This window comes from Nostoc sp., assembly GCF_036917395.1.
GTDB lineage: Bacteria > Cyanobacteriota > Cyanobacteriia > Cyanobacteriales > Nostocaceae > Nostoc.
In genome coordinates this window covers 1-18,707 of the sequence record NZ_JBALDI010000087.1, presented here as the reverse complement: position 1 = coordinate 18,707, position 18,707 = coordinate 1, and the positions used below count along the sequence as shown (strand labels likewise).

The following is an 18,707-nucleotide window of genomic DNA, read 5'->3' as shown; positions in this document are numbered from 1 at the left end:
TGCTATATAAATATTTTCTTTACTAAATAATTCTTTATATTTTTCCTTTCACTTTCGGGTAAATTTAAAGCTTTTAGTTTTATCATATGGTATCTTTATAGCCTAATAAACATTTTTTTGGGCTACTCTATAAACAACATTTTCATAATAATAACTGCTGCGATTTTAGTAAGCTTATCAAGGATTGTTCCAATCTTTAAATTTTTATGCAAAAAAGAGTTATTGTTTTAGATTATTTGCGCGGTATAGCTGCTGTAACTGTTGTTTTTTGGCATCTCCTTTCAGGGACTAAAGTACTTAATACTAATTCTTATAGTATTTTGTATAATTTAACAGAATTTCTAACTTTCAAGCTGTACTGGGACTATCCACTTATTGCAGTCCATGTGTTTTTTTTAATTTCAGGCTTTGTCGTTCCGAAATCATACGAAAATGATAGTTCTGTTTCAAAGTTTTTTATCAAACGGATTTTGAGAATTTACCCTTCATACATTCTGGCATTGATTGCAACAACATTAGTTATTAATTTATTTACAAGAGAACCTTTTATTGGGACTAAACAATTTATTGTAAATCTCTTATTCTTCCAAGATTTACTAGGCTATAGGGCTATTATTCCTGTTGCTTGGACTCTTTTAATTGAATGGAAATTCTATTTTTTAGTACCTATTTTGAGTTTATCAAAAAGTAGCAGTATTTTCACTTATTTTGCCTGTTCTGCTTTTGTTTTTTCGTGGTGTCTGATTCCTATCGATTTAATTCATTATATAGAACATACCAAATTTCATTTATTAGCAGCTTTGTGTAATATTCTAACTGATGATTCTCCGCATTTGTTGATTGTTTTACTTGGAACTGTATTGGCGAAAGGCTATCTGGAACTCTGGTCTAGTAAAACAACGACTATTGTTTCTTTAATCACTATTAGTGCAATCTTCTTTGCCTTTTTCAGGTTGTATCTTAAGTACGAACCTTCTGATGTTAGCTTTATTCATTTAAATAGCTTTATTTGGGCATTTTGTATCTTCAATTTTGCTTATGCTCTTCGAGCAAAGATACCTTATATATCTTTTTTAAAGTGGCTTGGAGATATTAGTTATGCTCTTTATATTATCCATCCGATTTTGGGTAACTACGTGTTAATTTTTATAATTAATTACATCCCCAACTATCCGAGAAGCGCGGTTTGCATAACGTTGTGCTTCTGCTTAGTTGTTTCCCATTTTATACATATTCTGATTGAAACAAGGTTTATCCGCTATGCAAAAAAGCTGACTGGATGATGACTGTAAATATTTATATAGCAATCCGAAATTATTCCTGATAATTATCGAAAATAAAGTTTTATTAAAAACTAAGTATAAAATGCAGTTATGTGGATGCGTTAGCGTAAAGCTTACGGCATAGCTTCGCTTACCGCGCAGCGTTCCGCAGGAAAGCTCATCGTACCCTTACAGGGAAGCTACGCGTAGCGTCTCAAAGAGAAGGTATCGCTAGAAAAGTTTATCGAAAATAGCTAAGACAAGCCTGAACTCCAACGATCAATGGCAGCCAAGATGTAGCTCTGTGGATATAAACATGAAGCAATTATACCACTCCTTGTCGATTATAAATCAGCTTTTAGTGGTAAGCTAATATGTCGAAGTGCGCTCCAATAGTATAAAATGCGCGAATAACTTGCCTGTTGTGTGTGGTGGTTTTTGAAGATGAGACTTTCGCTTAAAAGTAATTCAACTTGGTTACAAGTGCAGCGTTATTGGGAATTACTGCACGTTTTGGTATCGCGGAATCTCAAAGTACGTTATCGGGGGTCGTTTTTGGGTGTATATTGGTCACTGTTAAACCCATTGATCATGACAGGTCTGTATACCGCGATTTTTGGGGCTACCTTTGCATCATATTACGACAATTCCATACTGAATTACATGTTGGCAGCGTTAACGGGACTGGTAGTAATCAATTTTTTCTCAGCTTCTACGTCCCAAGCTTTAAGTAGTGTAGTGGCAAATGGCTCACTATTAAACAAGATTCGTTTGCCAGTAAGTATTTTTCCAGTGTCAATGATTGCAGCAAATGTATTTCAGTTTGCGGTTGGGACATTACCGTTACTGGCAGTAATGACTTTGGTCAATACTAAAAGTTTAGTGAATTTGCTAGCGCTATTTTTTCCCTTTCTGGCGTTAGTTTTAGTTTCTATGGGAGTCGGATTTCTAATGAGCGCCTTATATGTGTTTTTTAGAGATTTACCTTATTTCTATGAGTTAGTTGCATTTATGATTTGGATTGGTAGTCCTGTATTTTATCCATCTGCTATTGTTCCACCCCAGGTAAAGCCGTTTTTAAGGTTAAACCCATTAGCACCCATTATTGAAAGTCTGCGTCAGATTACATTATCAGGAGCGCTACCGGACTTGAGTTTGATTTTGGGTGCCTTGCTCAGTGGCATCATTATTTTGTCAATCGGATGGACTTGTTTTCAATTGTGGCGACATCAATTTATGGATTTACTGTAAATGGAAGTAATTCGTCTGGACAAAGTTTCGCTGTGGCGACGAACTCAAGAAGAGTTTTCTTATGACCTCAAAAAAACATTACTATCTGTTTTAGAGGGAAAATATCGCAAACCTGTAAAAAAAATAGTACTAGATAAGATTGATTTGGTAGTTGAAAGAGGAGAAAAAATAGGTATTATTGGAGCAAATGGTTCTGGCAAATCAACGTTATTGAAAATAATTTCAGGGATTCTTCAGCCAACTACTGGATTAGCACGAGTTCGCGGCAAAATTGCACCGTTGATTGAGCTAGGAGCAGGATTTGATCCAGAAATTTCTGTAATGGACAATATTATGCTTTATGGAGTGCTGCTGGGGTTTTCTAGGGCAGAAATGAGAGAAAGAGCATATTCTATTTTAGAGTTTGCAGAATTGCACGATTATGCATTAGTTCCCGTGAAGGGTTTATCTTCAGGTATGGTAGCACGATTAGGCTTTGCTATTGCTACTGAGGTACAGCCAGATATTTTGATTTTGGATGAAGTACTATCAGTTGGAGATGAAAGTTTTAAAAATAAATGTAAGCGAAGAATAGAAAATCTTTGGAATGCAAATGCAACTGTATTGGTAGTATCCCACGATTTAAATTTTATAGAGCAGGGTTGTAAAAAAGTTATTTGGTTAGATAAAGGGGTAATTAAATTTATTGGAAATGGATATGATGCTATCAAACTTTATTTGAATGAATTGTAATCAAATTTAAACTAAAATTTAAATATTAATAATCCAGATGTTGACAACTATCTAAGTTATGCAAAAGACTGAATGTTTTATAAAATTTATTATCTGCATCTTGAAATTAAAGGAGGTAAACAAATGAAAATTGCTCAAATTAGCTCTTGGAATGTTCCTTGTGGTATTGCTGGGTATACTAAAGGGTTAGTTAATGGAATTTTAGAGAATGGTATTACCTGTACAATAATACCAATTGAAGAACAAAAACTGAAGTACATGACTAAAGATGAAATTAAAGAATATTTCCAATCGTATAGTAGGCAATTAGTTGACTATGATATCATTCATATTCAACATGAATTTAGTTTCTTCGCTGGTTCTTATGGTTTGAATGGCTCGATTACTAATTTTCATACTTTTCTAAAAGAAATACTAAATTTAAATAAAAAAGTATTTGTTACGTTTCATTCAGAACCAAACTTTTTACTAGAATATTATCCTGGTTTAGCTGGTTTTGGCAAGAAACTTCTTAAAAAATTACAGTGGGAATATTACATATCTTCTTTATTTAATTTTAAAAATAAACTAAATGCCATTGTTCACACTAAAAAAACGCGTCGAATTTTCGTAGATAGTGGCTTTGCAAAAAACTCCGTTCACATTATTAAGCAGGGAGTTCCATTTTCACATAATCTATATCAGATAAACAATCTGGATAAAATTGCTTTAAAAAAGAAATTAGGGTTTCCTGACGACGCTATTATTCTTTCAATGTTTGGATTTATATCTACTTATAAAGGTTATAAAACAGCATTAGAAGCACTAAAAAGTTTGCCAAAAAATTATTACTTGGTAATTACAGGAACTTCTCACCCCAATTCTACTGATCTTGCTCTGGATGGAATAGTTAAATTTATTAATAGATACCAAAGAATGAGTAGCCGTATAAAGCTAACAGGATATTTAGAATTTGAAGATTTGCGTAGTTATTATAATATAACTGATTTTTGCTTGGCTCCATATGAACCTCATACAGTATTGTCGTCCTCAGCTGCTCTAACTTGGGCTTTATCATCAGGCAAACCTGTTATCGCTAGTAAAATAGCCTCTTTTGAAGAATTGAATGAGGAAGCTAACTGTCTACATTTGTTTACACCAGGTGCTGCTGGAGAATTAGCTTATACAATTCAAAATTTAACTTTATCTAGTGAGCTAAATCAGCAGTTAGTTGCTAACGGCTTAATTTACTGTGAAGCCAACCAATGGGCTAATATCGCCAAAAAACATTTAGAAATATACGAGGAAGGAAAACTTTAGTTAACCTTTATAGGCAGACAGTCTCCCAATTATTTATTCACCCTATTTTTAGTACTATTTTATTTTTTAGCTTGTTGTTTAAGTTAATATAAACTTTGTTTGAGGAAATTTACAGGAATTATACTCAGCTTTTAGAAGGGTGAATTTATGTATGACCATAATTTTTTCTCCAGAGATATACCCTATTTTTGGATAATTTAAAAATTTTATGTCACTTAACTAAATTTTTTAATTATTGTGATTTATTCAAAATCTATGATCAAAAAAGCTCTAATCACGGGACTAACTGGACAAGATGGCTCCTACCTCGCTGAACTACTCCTAGAAAAAAGATACGAAGTATACGGCTTAGTCCGCCGTTCCAGCACCAGTAACCTAGAGCGTATTACTCACCTTTCAGGCAATATTCAAATTGTATCTGGTGACCTTCTCGATCAATCTTCTTTGATGGATGTAATTGCAGAATCACAACCTGATGAAATCTATAACCTTGCTTCTCAAAGCTACGTTCCTCTTTCTTGGACTCAACCAGCCCTTACTGCTGAATACACCGCCCTTGGTGTCTCCCGTCTCTTAGAATCCATCCGTCGCTGCAAACCTGATGCCAGATTTTACCAAGCATCCAGTAGTGAAGTTTTTGGTCAACCTGACGAATTGCCCCAAACTGAACGCACCGCCTTCCGTCCCCGTAACCCCTACGGTGTTGCCAAAGCTTACGCCCACTGGATGACCATTAACTATCGGCAAAAATACAATCTCTATACCTGCTGCGGTATTACCTACACTCACGAATCCCCTCGACGCGGTACAGAATTTGTATTTCGCAAAATTACACACACAGCTGCTCAAATTAAACTGGGTCTGGCAAATGAACTAAAATTAGGCAACTTAGATGCTCGTCGTGACTGGTGCTACGCCAAGGATGCTGTTTACGCTATGTGGCTGATGTTGCAGCAAGAAAAACCCTATGACTACATCATCGCCAGCGGTGAAACTCACTCTGTCAAAGAACTCGTTGAGTGTGCTTTTAAATGCGTTGGTCTAAACTGGCAAGATTATGTCTCAATTGACCCCGCATTTTATCGCCCTGATGAACCAGTACAGTTAATTGGTTCCATTGATAAAATTAAGACTGAGTTAGGTTGGCAGCCTGAGCATTCCTTTGAACAATTAGTCGAGTTAATGGTTGATTATGATCTAAAAAAATTGAGTAAGGGCAAAGCTTAAATATTCTGATGCTAAAAATTGTAGTTGATGCCACCCCAGTGGAGCCAAAACCAAGTGGGGTTGGCTTTTATGTTGCTAATTTAATATGCGCTCTTGATGCACTACAAAAAGAGGAAAATTTTCAGTTAGGAGTAGTCTATCAACCAGGTTTAAAGAAGTGGCTTCGGGGTGACTTCAGTTTTCCTGAATCCCTAAAACATTATTCTCAACGGCATCTTCTGCCTTTACCTGTAAGAATTTCAGATTTATTATTAGCTTTAGCCTTTAAACCTAGTTTATCTTACTTTGAAAAATATTTAGGATTCCCAGACATAGTTCATGGCACTAACTATTCAGTGTATCCATGTACAAAAAGTTTAAAGGTAATGAATATATATGATCTAACTTTTATTAAATATCCTAACTATATAGATTCAGTTGTCAAAAAGTATACAAAAAAAGTTAGACGCTGCTTGCAGTGGACAGACTTAGTTTTAACAATTTCAGAAAGTTCTAAAAAAGATATTGTTGAGCATTTGCAGGTAGACCCAAAAAAAGTCTATGTCACCCCTCTAGCTAGTCGCTACTATCCTGATTACTTATCTGCACAAACTACTGAGGAGCTAGAAAAACTAGTTAACTATGATTTTTCTCAACCATATTTACTTTTTATTAGTACAATAGAACCAAGAAAAAATATTAATACAATAATTTCGGCATTTAATTTTTTAAAAAAGCAATATAAAATTCCACACCAATTAATATTGATTGGTAAGAAAGGATGGCATTACGAGCCAGTATTTGCAGCAATTGAGAATTCACCTTGGGCAAACCAAATTCATCATCTTAATTACCTATCTAATGAATTAGTTGCATTATTTTACTCAAAAGCTGATGTCTTCGTATATCCATCTCACTATGAAGGGTTCGGTTTACCCGTATTGGAAGCAATGACTCTAGGTGCTGCTGTGATCAGTTCCAATACTTCCTCTATTCCAGAAGTTACAGGAGATGCAGCTATTTTAGTTGACCCTAATAACCCTATCCAACTAGCGGAAGCCATACTGAAAGTAATCACTGATTCCCAGTTACGTCAAGAATTAATTAATAAAGGGAAAGCCAGAGCAAAATTATTTTCCTGGGAAAGAACGGCACAAGAAACATTAAACGCTTATAAAACTATTCTTTAATGAAAATAGTGGATAATATCTCTGCTAAACAATTAATTATTAACTTATCTATTCTATTGTCTCAACCAACAGGTATAGGTAACTATGCTCAAAACCTTTTTCCTTATTTAAAATCTTTTCAACCTACTCTATTAGTAGCGCGAAAATATCCCGATTTTGACTGCTATCCAATCCCGCCAAACTTAACCCCAGACCACGGCACAAAAGGTCATTTTAACCGCTTGCTTTGGACACAATTTCAAGTCCCACAAATATATAAAAACCTCAAATCGAGTCTCTTATTCTCTCCGCTACCGGAAGCACCCCTTTATAGCAACTGTCGTTTTGTCGTCACGTCTTTTGACATGATACCGTTGCGCTTTCCTAAACGCTTTTCACCACTCACACCCTACCACCGCTACTACACTCCTGAAGTTCTTAAGCAAGCACAACACATTATTTGCATCTCCCAGACTACGGCTCAGGATATCACCAACTTTTACGGAATTCCTGCAAACAAAATTACCTCCATCCCCCTCGCCTACGATCGCACTCACTTTTGCCCCCTGAACCTACCTAAGCGCAACTACTTTCTCTACATCGGACGCCAAGACCCTTACAAAAATATACAGCGACTGATCGCTGCTTTTGCTGCGTTACCTAATAGCAAGGATTATGAATTGTGGTTAGTAGGGCCAAGCGATCGCCGTTATACCCCAACTTTAACAGCGCAAGTTGCAGAACTAGGTATAACTAATCAAGTGAAGTTCCTAGACTATATTCCTTACAGCGAATTACCAAAAATTATCAATGAAGCTATCGCTCTGGTTTTCCCCAGTCTCTGGGAAGGTTTTGGTTTACCTGTTCTCGAAGCAATGGCTTGTGGTACTCCCGTCATTACCTCCAATCTCTCCTCATTACCAGAAGTAGCTGGTGATGCGGCGATTCTGATCAATCCTTACAACACCGGAGAAATTACAGAAGCGATGCAGGCTATTGCAACTGATTTGGAGTTGCGATCGCGCCTTTCTAGCCAAGGGATCACTCACTCTCAACAATTTAGTTGGGAAAAAACAGGAAAAGCAACTGTCGAAGTGTTATCCCGTTACCTATAAAAGATAAACTAACGCCAGAATGTTAGATGTCAGGATTTGGGAGTTTGTCCAGATTTGAGATTATCTTGACTAATGACTTTACAACTAATCCTCAATCCTGATGAAAGCACTAATTCTCTCTGGCGGGAAAGGTACACGCCTACGTCCCCTCACCTACAGCGGAGCCAAACAACTCGTGCCAGTTGCTAATAAACCTGTTTTATGGTATGGCATTGAAGAAATGGTCGCTGCTGGTATTACTGATATTGGCATCATCATCAGCCCGGAAACTGGGGCAGAAGTCCAAGCGAAAACCGGAAATGGAGAATACTTTCGAGCGAACATCACCTACATCATACAAGACCAGCCACTTGGACTTGCTCACGCCGTCCAAATCGCCCGTCCGTTTTTAGCTGATTCTCCCTTTGTTATGTACTTGGGCGATAACCTGATTCAATTAGGTGAGTTAAGTTACTTTCTGCAACAATTTAGCCAACAACAGCCAGATGCTTTGATTCTCTTGCGTTCAGTTGCCAATCCTAGCGCCTTTGGTGTGGCTCAGATAGATGAAAAAGGACGGGTATTACAGTTAATTGAAAAACCCAAAGTTCCTCCTTCAAATCTGGCATTGGTAGGGGTTTATTTCTTTTCTCACCTCATCTATGATGCGATCGCAAATATCCAACCTTCTACCAGAGGCGAACTAGAAATCACTGATGCAATTCAATACCTAATTAATCAGAAAAAGCAGGTTATAGCCCACAATCTCCAAGGCTGGTGGTTAGATACTGGTAAAAAAGATGACTTATTAGAAGCTAACCGATTGATTCTCGACACCTATCTGACAGCATCAATTATCGGCGAAATTGATGCCCAAAGTCAGATTATTGGACGAGTCCAAATCGGTGCAAAATCTAAAGTAATTAACTGCACAATTCGGGGGCCAGTAATCATTGGTAACAATTGTTATTTAGAAAACTGCTTTATTGGCCCTTATAGTAGCATTGCTAATAATGCGACACTCATTGACACTGATTTAGAACACAGTGTGATTTTAGAAGGTGCTAAAATTGCTGGAATTCATCAGCGCATTATTGATAGTGTGATTGGGCAACGGGCACAATTGACTCTTGCACCTCGTCGCCCCAAAGCCTTGCGATTTCTAATTGGCGATGACTGTAAAATTGAACTAACGTAATTTACTTGTAAAAAACAGGAGAAGTCTTATCACTGCGCTACCCTTGCATCATTACGAATTATTTTAATGAGCATTTTACATACCAAAATTCCCGAAGTTATACAACTCGAACCCCAAGTATTTGCAGACGATCGCGGTTTCTTTTTTGAAGCCTATAACCACCAAAAATTTGCTCAACAGACAGGTATTGTTGCCAACTTCGTCCAAGATAACCATTCTTACTCTCAGCAAAACGTCCTGCGTGGGCTGCACTATCAAATTCAACAACCCCAAGGTAAACTCATTCGTTGTGTTGTCGGTACTATCTTTGACGTAGCCGTAGATATTAGAAAAAGTTCGGCTACCTTTGGGAAGTGGGTAGGTTATGAACTCAGTACTGAAAACAAACGCCTAATGTGGATACCACCAGGCTTTGCTCATGGCTTTCTCGTGCTTTCAGAAATAGCCGAAGTTCTCTACAAAACTACAGATTACTACGCACCCCAAGGCGATCGCACCATCCTATGGAACGATCCAGATTTAGCTATAGATTGGCCTCTGAATGCGCCACCGATTTTATCAGCTAAAGACCAAGCCGGGAAACCTTTTAAAACTGCTGAAATATTTGATTAAGCTTGATGATTGCGTTAGGTTCAAGAACTAATTAGGATGAGTAAATCAATTTTACTGATTGGTAGCAACGGTCAAGTGGGTAAGGAACTGCAACAAATCCTCTCATCCTCCGGCAATATTATCTCAGTGGCACGCCCAACAGTAGACCTTGCTCAGCCTGATACTCTGTGCAGCATTATCAGATCCAACCAACCGCAAATCATCATTAACGCCGCTGCTTATACTGCTGTGGACAAAGCAGAAAGCGAACCTGAACTTGCTACCGCTATTAATGCGATCACACCCCTAATTATTGCCCAAGAAAGCCAAAAGTTAGGAGCTTTGCTAATTCATATTTCGACCGATTATGTTTTTGATGGTAATGGGTATCGCCCTTACCTGGAAACCGATGCAACTAATCCCTTGAGTGTCTATGGTAAAACTAAACTTGCTGGAGAAGAAGCAATTCGGGAAACTTGCGCCCATCACCTCATCCTCCGCACTGCTTGGGTTTATGGAACCTTTGGCAAAAATAATTTTGTCAAAACTATGCTGCGACTAGGTGCAGAACGCCAAGAACTTCGTGTTGTCGCCGATCAAATTGGTAGCCCGACTTGGGCGCAAGATATAGCCACAGTCATAGCCCAGATGATTCCCCAGTTAACCCCAGAAATTAGCGATACTTATCACTACACTAATAGCGGCGTTGCTAGCTGGTATGATTTTGCCATTGCCATTTTTGAAGAAGCCCAACAGCTAGGCTTCCCTTTAAAAGTTGAACGTATTGTCCCGATTACAACCGCGGAATATCCGACACCAGCCCGTCGCCCTGCTTATTCCGTCCTTGCTTGTGGGAAAATTTCAGCAATTCTAGAAACACATCCCCCCCATTGGCGAGAAAGACTTCGACAAATGCTCACAGATTTGAAAGTTGGGCACTTGTACTGAGCGGAGCCGTTGGCGCAGCCTCTCGTAGAGAAGCATTGGGCATTGGTTATTCCCCTTGTCTGCCTCATCCCCTATCCTTTTTGACTTTTTAAAACTCCCCTCTCTTGTTGTATGGGCAAGACATCTAAAATATCAGTTTGGGAACAATATTTTAAATCTTCTTGACAGTCAAGACGCAACAATCGTTGACCGTGACTAGCTTGGTGAAGTAATCCCAATAAGTTATCTTGCCACTGAGAGTAAAGAGCGATCGCACTAATTACCTCATCGTTACCAGCTAATTCCTCCAGTGACAATGTGGTTTGATCTAAAAGACTATGAGCGATCGCACCTGCACAAACTGTATCCTCTAAAGAAAAACTGCCTTCCCAACCGGAACCGACAATCCAGACTGTCTCTGGTTGTTTTCTTTTGAGAAATTGCACCACCGCCGCCCGGTTAATCAAGGCTGCTGCTAATAGATTTGGGGAGTCTTGCACCCGTTGTAAAGCACGGGTGCCATTTGTGGTACTGATAAATAACCGCCGCCCCTGCACCAATTCTGGTGTGCAGTCGAGAGGAGAGTTACCCAACTCAAAGCCAGGTACTTTCGCGCCGCCGCGTTCTCCAGCCCGCAGCCGTTTTTCCGGGGGCCATTTTTCGCTAACTTCAATTAACTGATCTAAATCGCTGAATACTTGTACAGCTTCGCCTCCAGCTGCCAAAACTGTCGCAATTGTGCTAGTGGCTCGCAAGACATCGACTGCGATCGCACATTCTGGCGCTTCACCCGTTGGAGTCAATTCAGGAGTGTGGTATACGAATAGCTTCACGCGCTGGATACACTTGGTTTAATACTACTGCCGCAAATAACATTCTACCTAGTTGGTGTCACTTAACTATAGTCACAATTGCTCATGGAGCATTTTTTCCCATCAAAATGCACGATGTATGACATTTTATACATAAATGGATGTGGGGAGTAGGGAAGAAATCTGACTTTTCACAGTATCTGGAAAACCTCACTTCTATTTTTCTCTCCTAAAAGGAGAGAGACTTTGAATTTTCCCCCTTCCCGCGTCGGGAAGGGGGTTAGGGGGTTAGGTTTATCGTGGGCTTTGGCAGATGACCTGAATTGTCAGGCAAAAAATCCGCTCACTAGGAGCAGGGTTTTAAATAAATCTTAAGAGTCCCTAATCCCTAACTCAAAAAGCCCATTTTTATGCTTTTAGACTTTCAGACTTGCGGCACTATCTTGTAATCTAAAACAAGAACACACCTTCTAAAAGGGAAAAAAGTTACAGCTTCAAGATTACAGCACAAAGGGACGGATATTCACTCATTCCCCATTACCCCTTATCCCCACAGGGGGCCCCACCTTCCCCATTTTCAACTCCCCATTCTGCACTCCCCATCGAAATCGCTATGGCACCTTTACCCGATTACCGCCCTAAACAACTATCTTTAGGCCCGTTGGAAGCGGAAATTTTAAATATCATCTGGGAATTTGGTTCAGTCACAGTAAAGGATGTGCACGATCGCATTCTGGCTGATCCCAACCGCGAATTAGCTTATACTTCTGTAACTACCGTCTTACGTCGCCTCACTGATAAAGGTTGGCTGGCGTGCGACAAGAAAGAGCGAGCATTCTATTGGCGACCATTGTTGAGCAAGCAACAAGCAGATGTGATCAAAGCTCACGAGCAGTTACAGCGATTTCTAGCGGTGGGGAACCCCGATGTTGTTGCTGCCTTTGCTGATAGTCTGGATGAAGCAGCTAGTGAGCAAATAGCAGCGATCGCTAAACGTATTCAATCTGCACGCCAAGCCAGGGAGGAAAAATGATGCATCTCATAATGATTTTGAATGCTTTGGCAGTTGCCTGGTGGTTAAGATCCTCTTGGAATCAACACCAAGGCAGTTGGAGTCTGCGGTGGCAGCGATCGCTATTTTTGTTTCTCTTCCCCCCCTTGCTAATTTTCATGACAGCGATCGCCGTGCTGTTCATGGGGCCCCAAGGAGAAATGGGCGGGATGTACACAGGCTCCGTCAGCTATGTAGTGGCATTAATTTATATGGCATTTTTTGCCATTTTATGTATTAAACTTGCCTTCCAGGGTTGGCAGTCTGTGGAATCTGCTCGAAACTGTCCTCTGGTGAATTTGGGGGATAAACGAGCCAGGTTACTGCAAACAGGCGCGTTGTTTGCGGGTCAAATTGGTTTTTGGCAACCAGAATTAGTGATTAGTCAAGGATTACTGCAAACTCTCTCACCAGATCATTTAGAAAGCGTCTTAGCCCATGAGCAAGGGCATCACTATTATAGGGATACGTTCTGGTTTTTTTGGCTGGGTTGGGTGCGTTCCTGCACAGCATGGTTGCCGAATACAGAGCCTTTGTGGGAAGAACTGTTAGCTTTGCGCGAACTCCGTGCCGACAGTTATGCAGCATTGCAGGTAGACCCTTTGGTGTTAGCGGAATCACTTTTATTAGTAGTTAGTACCAGCCCAGTATTATCAGAAATTTGCTGTGCTGCATTGGGTTCCTCTGCTGTAGGCGATCGCTTAGAACAAAGAGTAGAAGCTTTATTAGCACCACCAGAACCAATCCCAGAAGCTCAATTGCACTCCTGGCATGGATTTATGTTAGCTTTCCTACCTTTAATAACTGTGATGTTTCATAGTTAAATTAAATTTAGTCAACTCCAAAAAATAAAAACAACGACTTAAAGTTGCTGACTGATGACTTTTGACTGTTGACTACGAACAGTGAAATATTTTTTTATTTGGAAGTCCCGTTAAAAAGCTATTACGGCACGAAACTGCGACGGTAGCAACTTCTGTCTTCGCTGTAGAAACTTCTACCTTGACGTTTCGGTGTTACGCGCAGTCTGTAGGAACTTCTGTCTTCACGTTTCGGTGTTACGCGCAGTCTGTAGGAAGTTCTGTCTTCACGTTTCGGTGTTACGCGCAGTCTGTAGGAAGTTCTGTCTTCACGTTTCGGTGTTACGCGCAGTCTGTAGGAACTTCTGCCTTGACGTTTCGGTGTTACGCGCAGTCTGTAGGAACTTCTGCCTTAAGAGTAGCAACTTCCGTCATGACTGTAGCAACATCGCTTATGTCTGTAGCAATGTTGGTTTCCACAATAACGATGAAAACTTTGTTCTTTCCCTGCACCCATCTTTTTAAAAGTGGGTAAACTCTTCGCTTAGGGATTTCCAAATATGTAGCGCTTCTATGTTGAGCGCAATACGGATCTAACAAGAACAGCCATAACCCTTGTAGCGTTGGGGAGTAAAATTCAAAGCCTCTCTCCTTTTAAGAGGGAAGAATAGAAGTAAGGTCAAAGTGTATTGCATCCAAACGAGAACCACTATAAAAATCCTAAGTCATTCGTGAAAAAAATCTATTGCCTGATCATTTCATGCAATGCGGAAATCTGAATTTTGTGTGCGTGCTGCTTTGAGTAAAGACTACAGTTACAACAATGAGACTCAAAATCTTAGAGCAAACTCCAACATTATTGAAACTACAACTTAAGCCAGCAGCCATCCTCTACTGGTTATTTAGCGGATTATTTGTGGCAGGAGGCATTTTATTAATAACTACACTGACAAAGACAACTACTTTTACTTGTAATCGGGTTGAACCCACTCAAGAAAATTGCCAATTAATCACCAACAGTATTTTAAAATCTCAAGTTAAAACTTGGAATCTCAAAGAGGTGCTAGCTGCAAAACTAGACACTAGTACTACTGCTGGGAATAGTTATCCCTTGGTACTTCTGACGAGAGATGGTTCAGTTCCCATAGATTTAGTAAATGCAGACAGCACTCACAAGGAATCAAAGGCTAAACAAATCAACGCCTTTCTTAAAAACTCACAAGAACCAAAATTAACTATTCATGAAGATACTCGTTTGTGGACTTATCCTATAGGTTTTTTGTTGATTGCCAGTGGTGCTGTTTGCATTATTTATCTGCTGATGAATAATATAATTATTTGCGTTTTCGATAAAACTCTTGACAAAGCAACTATCGAACGTAAAGGTTGGCTTGGGCAAGAAATTATTGAAACTAAGCTCTCAGAAATATCAGGGCTGAATACGGATGCAGTCGCAATTGACACAGTAACAGGCACAAGTTCAACCAGTTATAATATTGTCTTAAACTTGGTATATGATAAAAGTATTTATTTGGCTACTGGACCAATGTTTACTGCTAAGAGTGCAGAACAAATCATTAAAGCGATCGCCACTTTCCTGAAACTAGATTAACCTCAGAGCAACCCCTTTAGCACCTTTCCCAAATACTCATACTGTTCTGGTGTATTGTAAATCTGCGCCGAAATCCTTACCAACAGCCGAGGTTTTTCCTCCCAAGGCATCACCGCCACTTGAATACCAAACTTATCAAACAACTCATCATGTATAGACATGAAATCGCGGTTTTCCAACATCGTAGGCAATGGCACAACCGCCATTGAACCAATCATCTCCTCTGGACAAGGCGGCTGCACTTCCAGCGCTTCACAAAGTAGCCGTCTTCCCTGCAACACTAGCTGATGATTTTGCTGCATCAATTCTCTCCACCCACCAGGTAGCAACGAACACATAAAAGTAATCGCTTCTGGTACACACATATAAGCTGTAGGATCGTTTGTACCTGTCCAGTCAAACTCCAACTGAAAGCGTGTTTTACCAGTCCGTGGCGAATTTGTTCCGTGGCTAATTGTCAGAGGACGAATTTCTGACTGTTTATCTCGTTGCACATACAAAAATGCTGCCCCTTTTGGCGCACACAGCCATTTATGACAATTCCCAGTGTAATAAGTTGCACCAATTTCTTCCAAATTGAGGGGAATCATTCCAGGCGCATGGGCACCATCTACCAATGTATCTACACCCCGTTGTCGCAACTCCTTCACCAACTCTTGGATTGGGAAAATCAACCCTGTCTGGCTGGTAACATGATCCAAAAGTGCTAATCGTGTTTTTGGTGTAACTCGCTCAATTACTGCTGCCACTACTTGCTGCGGCGAGTCAATGGGGAAAGGAATTTTTGCCACCACCACCCGCGCCCCAGTGCGACTGGCAACAAAATCAAGTGCATTGCGGCAAGCATTATATTCGTGGTTGGTTGTGAGTATTTCGTCTTCTGGTGAAAACGTCAGCGACCTTAACACCGAATTAACACCAGTCGTCGCATTGGGGACAAATACCAAATCTTGAACATCACTACCCACAAACGCCGCCAGCTTACTTCTGGCATCGTCTAGCAGCGGTTCCCATTCTCTACCAAAAAAGCGTAATGGTTCTTGTTCTAGCTGCGATCGCAGTCTTTGTTGAACTGCCAGCACTTGCTTAGGACAAGCACCAAAAGACCCATGATTCAGAAACGTCACAGTTGGATCAAGCGACCATAGATTATTGAAGGATAATCTAAAATCCAAAATTTAAAATCCAAAATTACTAAACTCCCCAGGCTGGATTCGAACCAGCGACCAATCGATTAACAGTCGATCGCTCTACCACTGAGCTACTGAGGATCACTCACGATTTATAATATTAAGGCTAAAAATAAGATTTGGCAAGTACTTTCGCCAAGATTTTTTTCGATGCTTAATTATAGAATTTTGCAGCCAAAATCCATTCAGCAACTCAAACAGAGACTTTTAAATAATATCTACTGTAATCCCATTCGTAATTCAACCAGACGCTGCCGCGCCTTAGCATCAATGCCATTAACTAAAAACCTACTCTTAGATTGTTTGCGCGTATGATACTTCTGTCGCATCCGACAGACGGTAGCTTCCACTTCCCCACAGAGTTGTTGTGCGGACAACCATTCAGCCCCATACCCTTGTATCATCAACTGCTGTGCCCGGTCTGATGTAGCAACAATCACACGAGAAATCAAACACAGGGCTATTTGCTGGCGCATAGACGCACAAGATTTTTCAATATAAGTATCTGCTGTTTGCCCAAAATCAGTGTAATAAACAGATAAATGCTCAGTAATAATTTCTTTATAACTAGAAGAGTTCTGATATTGGGCATCAAAAACTATCTGAGTTGCATAACCTTGAAACGCACTATAACCAGCCATTGCTTCCACAAGTTCACCCCGTGCTGCCTCTAGCCCAACACTATCACGCGTTTTTTTAAGGCAAGGCCAAGCGCCAATTATATTGTAGCCGTCTACTAACAAAACGGCTTCGAGTAAGGAACGGGGCATGGTTTTTAATCACAATTTTCTAGAGTTAACAAAATTCATTCATAAGTTTTATAATAATTGATGCATTGTCTGTAACACCATGTTACATAAAATAAAAAATACGGCAGCCTCACAAAACTAAAACCTAAGACAGACGCACCAACTTAAAACGCGCCTTTGTTTAAAAGGCGCGTTGCAGTTCTTTTTCAGTAATGGTGAAAATGAAGAGTACTAAGTCAAAAGACCACCTATTAAGGGCAGAACATGTACTGGGTATGAAAGTCCTGAGTACTTTTTACTTCACTGGGCACTTAATTAAGAGGCTTCGCTGTGTACCTGCATCAGACGTTGTTTGAGGCGTTGGGCTTCACCCTTATCTACCAGAGAGCCTTCTTCTAGCAAGAAAGCGCCGTCACAGTAATTTAACTCGTCTAATCGATGTGTCACCCACAGGGCTGTAATACCTCGACTTTTGACCAGACGGCGGACACCAGCAACTAAATCCAACTGACTATCTGGATCTAGTAAGGCAGTGGGTTCATCTAATAATAAGACTTCGCAGCGACGGGCGATCGCACCTGCGATCGCGACTCGCTGTTTTTGTCCCCCAGAGAGCGCATAGATAGGGCGTCGTTGGAAGGCAAGCAAATTCACCGCCCCTAGCGCCTCCTCAACCCTTGCTCTGGTAGCAGCAGGTGGCAACTTTTCTTCCACCAATCCAAAAGCGACATCAGCACCAACCGTTGGCATCACCAGTTGATGATCTGGATTTTGGAAGACAAAGCCAACAGGGTGCAAAACCCTAATTTTTCCAGACTCAGGAGCTAATAACCCCGCCAGCAGTCTAAGTAACGTTGATTTCCCGCTGCCATTTGTACCCAAGAGCATCCAAAACTCACCCTTGGGTACTTCTAAAGAGCAAGATTCGATAACTTTCTCTCCATTAGGCCAGCTGAAATTTAAATCTTTGACCTCAATGCCCACTTGAGCCATTTGTCAACCTTGATTACTCAGCAGCTACAGCGAAAAAGCCAGGTGGTCTGCCACCACCTGGGGTTGTACCATCTTTCTGAACAATCTGCACCCCAGAAATTTCACTAGCGCGGACGGCAATTTTTTTCTCTGTCTTGCCCTCGCACTTGAGTTCTACAATGTCAGGGTTGCCAGAACGGATTGCTGCCAAAATTAGCTGATAGACAGCCTCAGCATCCTCTGCTGACTTACGTTGTACTGAGATCGGGAAAGCAGTGTTTCTGATGCTTAAATCGATGGTAAACATTTAGCAATAATCAAATTTAACTGTAGGACTCATTTTAGCGTCAGCTGAGTGATTCTAGGGAAATGGGCATTGGGCACTTGTACTGAGCGGCGTCGTAAAGCCTGCGGCATAGCTACGCTTAGGCGCAGCCTCTCGTAGAGAAGTATTGGTTATTCTCCTCTGCTCCTCTGCCCCCCACCTCTTTAATTTGACCTCATCTGGATCAAAAATTAATTTTTATGACAAATCCCCTAGAAAAATTAGCGATTTACACTTAATATGATTAAAGGTTCGTAAAAAATTGTAAACTTGGTTAACAACCGGTTAACTTTCTGCTTATGGATGGCTTTTATATAGCCGTCTATAATATAGATACAACCTGTACTTATAAACATTTGGAGATTTGCTCTCATGACCATCGCAGTTGGACGCGCCCCTAGTAGAGGGTGGTTTGACGTTCTAGACGACTGGCTCAAGCGCGATCGCTTCGTATTCGTAGGTTGGTC

General features: G+C 40.3%; 18 protein-coding genes and 1 tRNA gene. 13 read left to right on the top strand and 6 right to left on the bottom strand.

Going from position 1 to position 18,707, the window contains the following annotated elements:
• Window positions 1–206 precede the first annotated feature (206 nt).
• From V7K46_RS31235 to rfbD, 10 genes are all read left to right on the top strand, one after another.
• Window positions 207–1,283, top strand: coding sequence for an acyltransferase family protein (locus tag V7K46_RS31235; protein ID WP_335120223.1), 1,077 nt, complete (start codon window positions 207–209; stop codon window positions 1,281–1,283).
• Between the two features lie 423 nt (window positions 1,284–1,706).
• Window positions 1,707–2,513: an ABC transporter permease gene (locus V7K46_RS31230; protein ID WP_335120221.1), complete on the top strand. Its 807-nt coding sequence runs from the start codon at window positions 1,707–1,709 to the stop codon at window positions 2,511–2,513.
• Window positions 2,514–3,245: an ABC transporter ATP-binding protein gene (locus V7K46_RS31225; RefSeq protein WP_335120219.1), complete on the top strand. Its 732-nt coding sequence runs from the start codon at window positions 2,514–2,516 to the stop codon at window positions 3,243–3,245.
• Window positions 3,246–3,368: 123 nt separating this feature from the next.
• Entirely contained in the window at window positions 3,369–4,544 is a 1,176-nt protein-coding gene (locus tag V7K46_RS31220; RefSeq protein ID WP_335120217.1) for a glycosyltransferase, read from the top strand.
• A 255-nt stretch (window positions 4,545–4,799) separates the two neighbouring features.
• On the top strand, window positions 4,800–5,771 hold the full coding sequence (locus V7K46_RS31215; protein WP_335120215.1) for a GDP-mannose 4,6-dehydratase: 972 nt from the start codon (window positions 4,800–4,802) through the stop codon (window positions 5,769–5,771).
• Window positions 5,772–5,779: 8 nt separating this feature from the next.
• On the top strand, window positions 5,780–6,940 hold the full coding sequence (locus V7K46_RS31210) for a glycosyltransferase family 4 protein (protein ID WP_335120213.1): 1,161 nt from the start codon (window positions 5,780–5,782) through the stop codon (window positions 6,938–6,940).
• Window positions 6,940–8,034, top strand: a complete 1,095-nt coding sequence (locus V7K46_RS31205) for a glycosyltransferase family 4 protein (protein WP_335120211.1) — start codon at window positions 6,940–6,942, stop codon at window positions 8,032–8,034. The genes V7K46_RS31210 and V7K46_RS31205 overlap by 1 nt, the downstream gene beginning before the upstream one ends.
• A gap of 100 nt (window positions 8,035–8,134) precedes the next feature.
• A complete protein-coding gene (locus V7K46_RS31200) occupies window positions 8,135–9,211 on the top strand; it encodes a glucose-1-phosphate thymidylyltransferase (protein WP_335120209.1) in 1,077 nt (358 codons plus the stop codon).
• A 66-nt stretch (window positions 9,212–9,277) separates the two neighbouring features.
• On the top strand, window positions 9,278–9,823 hold the full coding sequence (gene rfbC, locus V7K46_RS31195) for a dTDP-4-dehydrorhamnose 3,5-epimerase (protein ID WP_335120207.1): 546 nt from the start codon (window positions 9,278–9,280) through the stop codon (window positions 9,821–9,823).
• Window positions 9,824–9,859: 36 nt separating this feature from the next.
• Entirely contained in the window at window positions 9,860–10,750 is an 891-nt protein-coding gene (rfbD, locus tag V7K46_RS31190) for a dTDP-4-dehydrorhamnose reductase (protein WP_335120205.1), read from the top strand.
• A 71-nt stretch (window positions 10,751–10,821) separates the two neighbouring features.
• On the opposite strand, the gene V7K46_RS31185 is transcribed toward rfbD, so the two are convergent.
• Window positions 10,822–11,562 carry a 2-phosphosulfolactate phosphatase family protein gene (locus tag V7K46_RS31185; RefSeq protein WP_335120203.1) on the bottom strand — a complete coding sequence of 247 codons (741 nt, stop codon included), beginning with the start codon at window positions 11,560–11,562 and terminating at the stop codon, window positions 10,822–10,824.
• 592 nt (window positions 11,563–12,154) lie between these two features.
• Between V7K46_RS31185 and V7K46_RS31180 the strand changes: the two genes are divergently transcribed.
• From V7K46_RS31180 to V7K46_RS31170, 3 genes are all read left to right on the top strand, one after another.
• Window positions 12,155–12,574, top strand: a complete 420-nt coding sequence (locus V7K46_RS31180) for a BlaI/MecI/CopY family transcriptional regulator (protein ID WP_334797688.1) — start codon at window positions 12,155–12,157, stop codon at window positions 12,572–12,574.
• Window positions 12,574–13,416, top strand: a complete 843-nt coding sequence (locus V7K46_RS31175) for a M56 family metallopeptidase (protein WP_335120369.1) — start codon at window positions 12,574–12,576, stop codon at window positions 13,414–13,416. The genes V7K46_RS31180 and V7K46_RS31175 overlap by 1 nt, the downstream gene beginning before the upstream one ends.
• A 799-nt stretch (window positions 13,417–14,215) precedes the next feature.
• A complete protein-coding gene (locus tag V7K46_RS31170; protein ID WP_335120201.1) occupies window positions 14,216–15,004 on the top strand; it encodes a hypothetical protein in 789 nt (262 codons plus the stop codon).
• A gap of 2 nt (window positions 15,005–15,006) precedes the next feature.
• Here V7K46_RS31170 and V7K46_RS31165 read toward each other — a convergent pair whose 3' ends face one another.
• The 5 genes from V7K46_RS31165 to V7K46_RS31145 all read right to left on the bottom strand — a co-directional run bounded on the left by V7K46_RS31165 (window position 15,007) and on the right by V7K46_RS31145 (window position 18,222).
• A complete protein-coding gene (locus tag V7K46_RS31165) occupies window positions 15,007–16,179 on the bottom strand; it encodes an aminotransferase class V-fold PLP-dependent enzyme (RefSeq protein ID WP_335120199.1) in 1,173 nt (390 codons plus the stop codon).
• Window positions 16,180–16,203: 24 nt separating this feature from the next.
• Window positions 16,204–16,275, bottom strand: a tRNA-Asn gene (locus V7K46_RS31160).
• A 137-nt stretch (window positions 16,276–16,412) separates the two neighbouring features.
• Window positions 16,413–16,964, bottom strand: a complete 552-nt coding sequence (locus V7K46_RS31155; protein WP_335120197.1) for an NYN domain-containing protein — start codon at window positions 16,962–16,964, stop codon at window positions 16,413–16,415.
• Window positions 16,965–17,258: 294 nt separating this feature from the next.
• On the bottom strand, window positions 17,259–17,936 hold the full coding sequence (locus tag V7K46_RS31150) for an ABC transporter ATP-binding protein (RefSeq protein ID WP_335120195.1): 678 nt from the start codon (window positions 17,934–17,936) through the stop codon (window positions 17,259–17,261).
• Between the two features lie 13 nt (window positions 17,937–17,949).
• Entirely contained in the window at window positions 17,950–18,222 is a 273-nt protein-coding gene (locus V7K46_RS31145; protein WP_012410874.1) for a hypothetical protein, read from the bottom strand.
• Window positions 18,223–18,707 lie beyond the last annotated feature (485 nt).

Coding starts and splice junctions, on each gene's coding strand:
- V7K46_RS31145 (WP_012410874.1), bottom strand. CDS start 18,222: ATGTTTACCATCGATTTAAGCATCAGAAACACTGCTTTCCCGATCTCA.
- V7K46_RS31205 (WP_335120211.1), top strand. CDS start 6,940: ATGAAAATAGTGGATAATATCTCTGCTAAACAATTAATTATTAACTTA.
- V7K46_RS31235 (WP_335120223.1), top strand. CDS start 207: ATGCAAAAAAGAGTTATTGTTTTAGATTATTTGCGCGGTATAGCTGCT.
- V7K46_RS31225 (WP_335120219.1), top strand. CDS start 2,514: ATGGAAGTAATTCGTCTGGACAAAGTTTCGCTGTGGCGACGAACTCAA.
- V7K46_RS31200 (WP_335120209.1), top strand. CDS start 8,135: ATGAAAGCACTAATTCTCTCTGGCGGGAAAGGTACACGCCTACGTCCC.
- V7K46_RS31215 (WP_335120215.1), top strand. CDS start 4,800: ATGATCAAAAAAGCTCTAATCACGGGACTAACTGGACAAGATGGCTCC.
- rfbC (WP_335120207.1), top strand. CDS start 9,278: ATGAGCATTTTACATACCAAAATTCCCGAAGTTATACAACTCGAACCC.
- V7K46_RS31155 (WP_335120197.1), bottom strand. CDS start 16,964: ATGCCCCGTTCCTTACTCGAAGCCGTTTTGTTAGTAGACGGCTACAAT.
- V7K46_RS31220 (WP_335120217.1), top strand. CDS start 3,369: ATGAAAATTGCTCAAATTAGCTCTTGGAATGTTCCTTGTGGTATTGCT.
- V7K46_RS31150 (WP_335120195.1), bottom strand. CDS start 17,936: ATGGCTCAAGTGGGCATTGAGGTCAAAGATTTAAATTTCAGCTGGCCT.
- V7K46_RS31210 (WP_335120213.1), top strand. CDS start 5,780: ATGCTAAAAATTGTAGTTGATGCCACCCCAGTGGAGCCAAAACCAAGT.
- V7K46_RS31230 (WP_335120221.1), top strand. CDS start 1,707: ATGAGACTTTCGCTTAAAAGTAATTCAACTTGGTTACAAGTGCAGCGT.
- V7K46_RS31180 (WP_334797688.1), top strand. CDS start 12,155: ATGGCACCTTTACCCGATTACCGCCCTAAACAACTATCTTTAGGCCCG.
- V7K46_RS31170 (WP_335120201.1), top strand. CDS start 14,216: ATGAGACTCAAAATCTTAGAGCAAACTCCAACATTATTGAAACTACAA.
- rfbD (WP_335120205.1), top strand. CDS start 9,860: ATGAGTAAATCAATTTTACTGATTGGTAGCAACGGTCAAGTGGGTAAG.
- V7K46_RS31175 (WP_335120369.1), top strand. CDS start 12,574: ATGCATCTCATAATGATTTTGAATGCTTTGGCAGTTGCCTGGTGGTTA.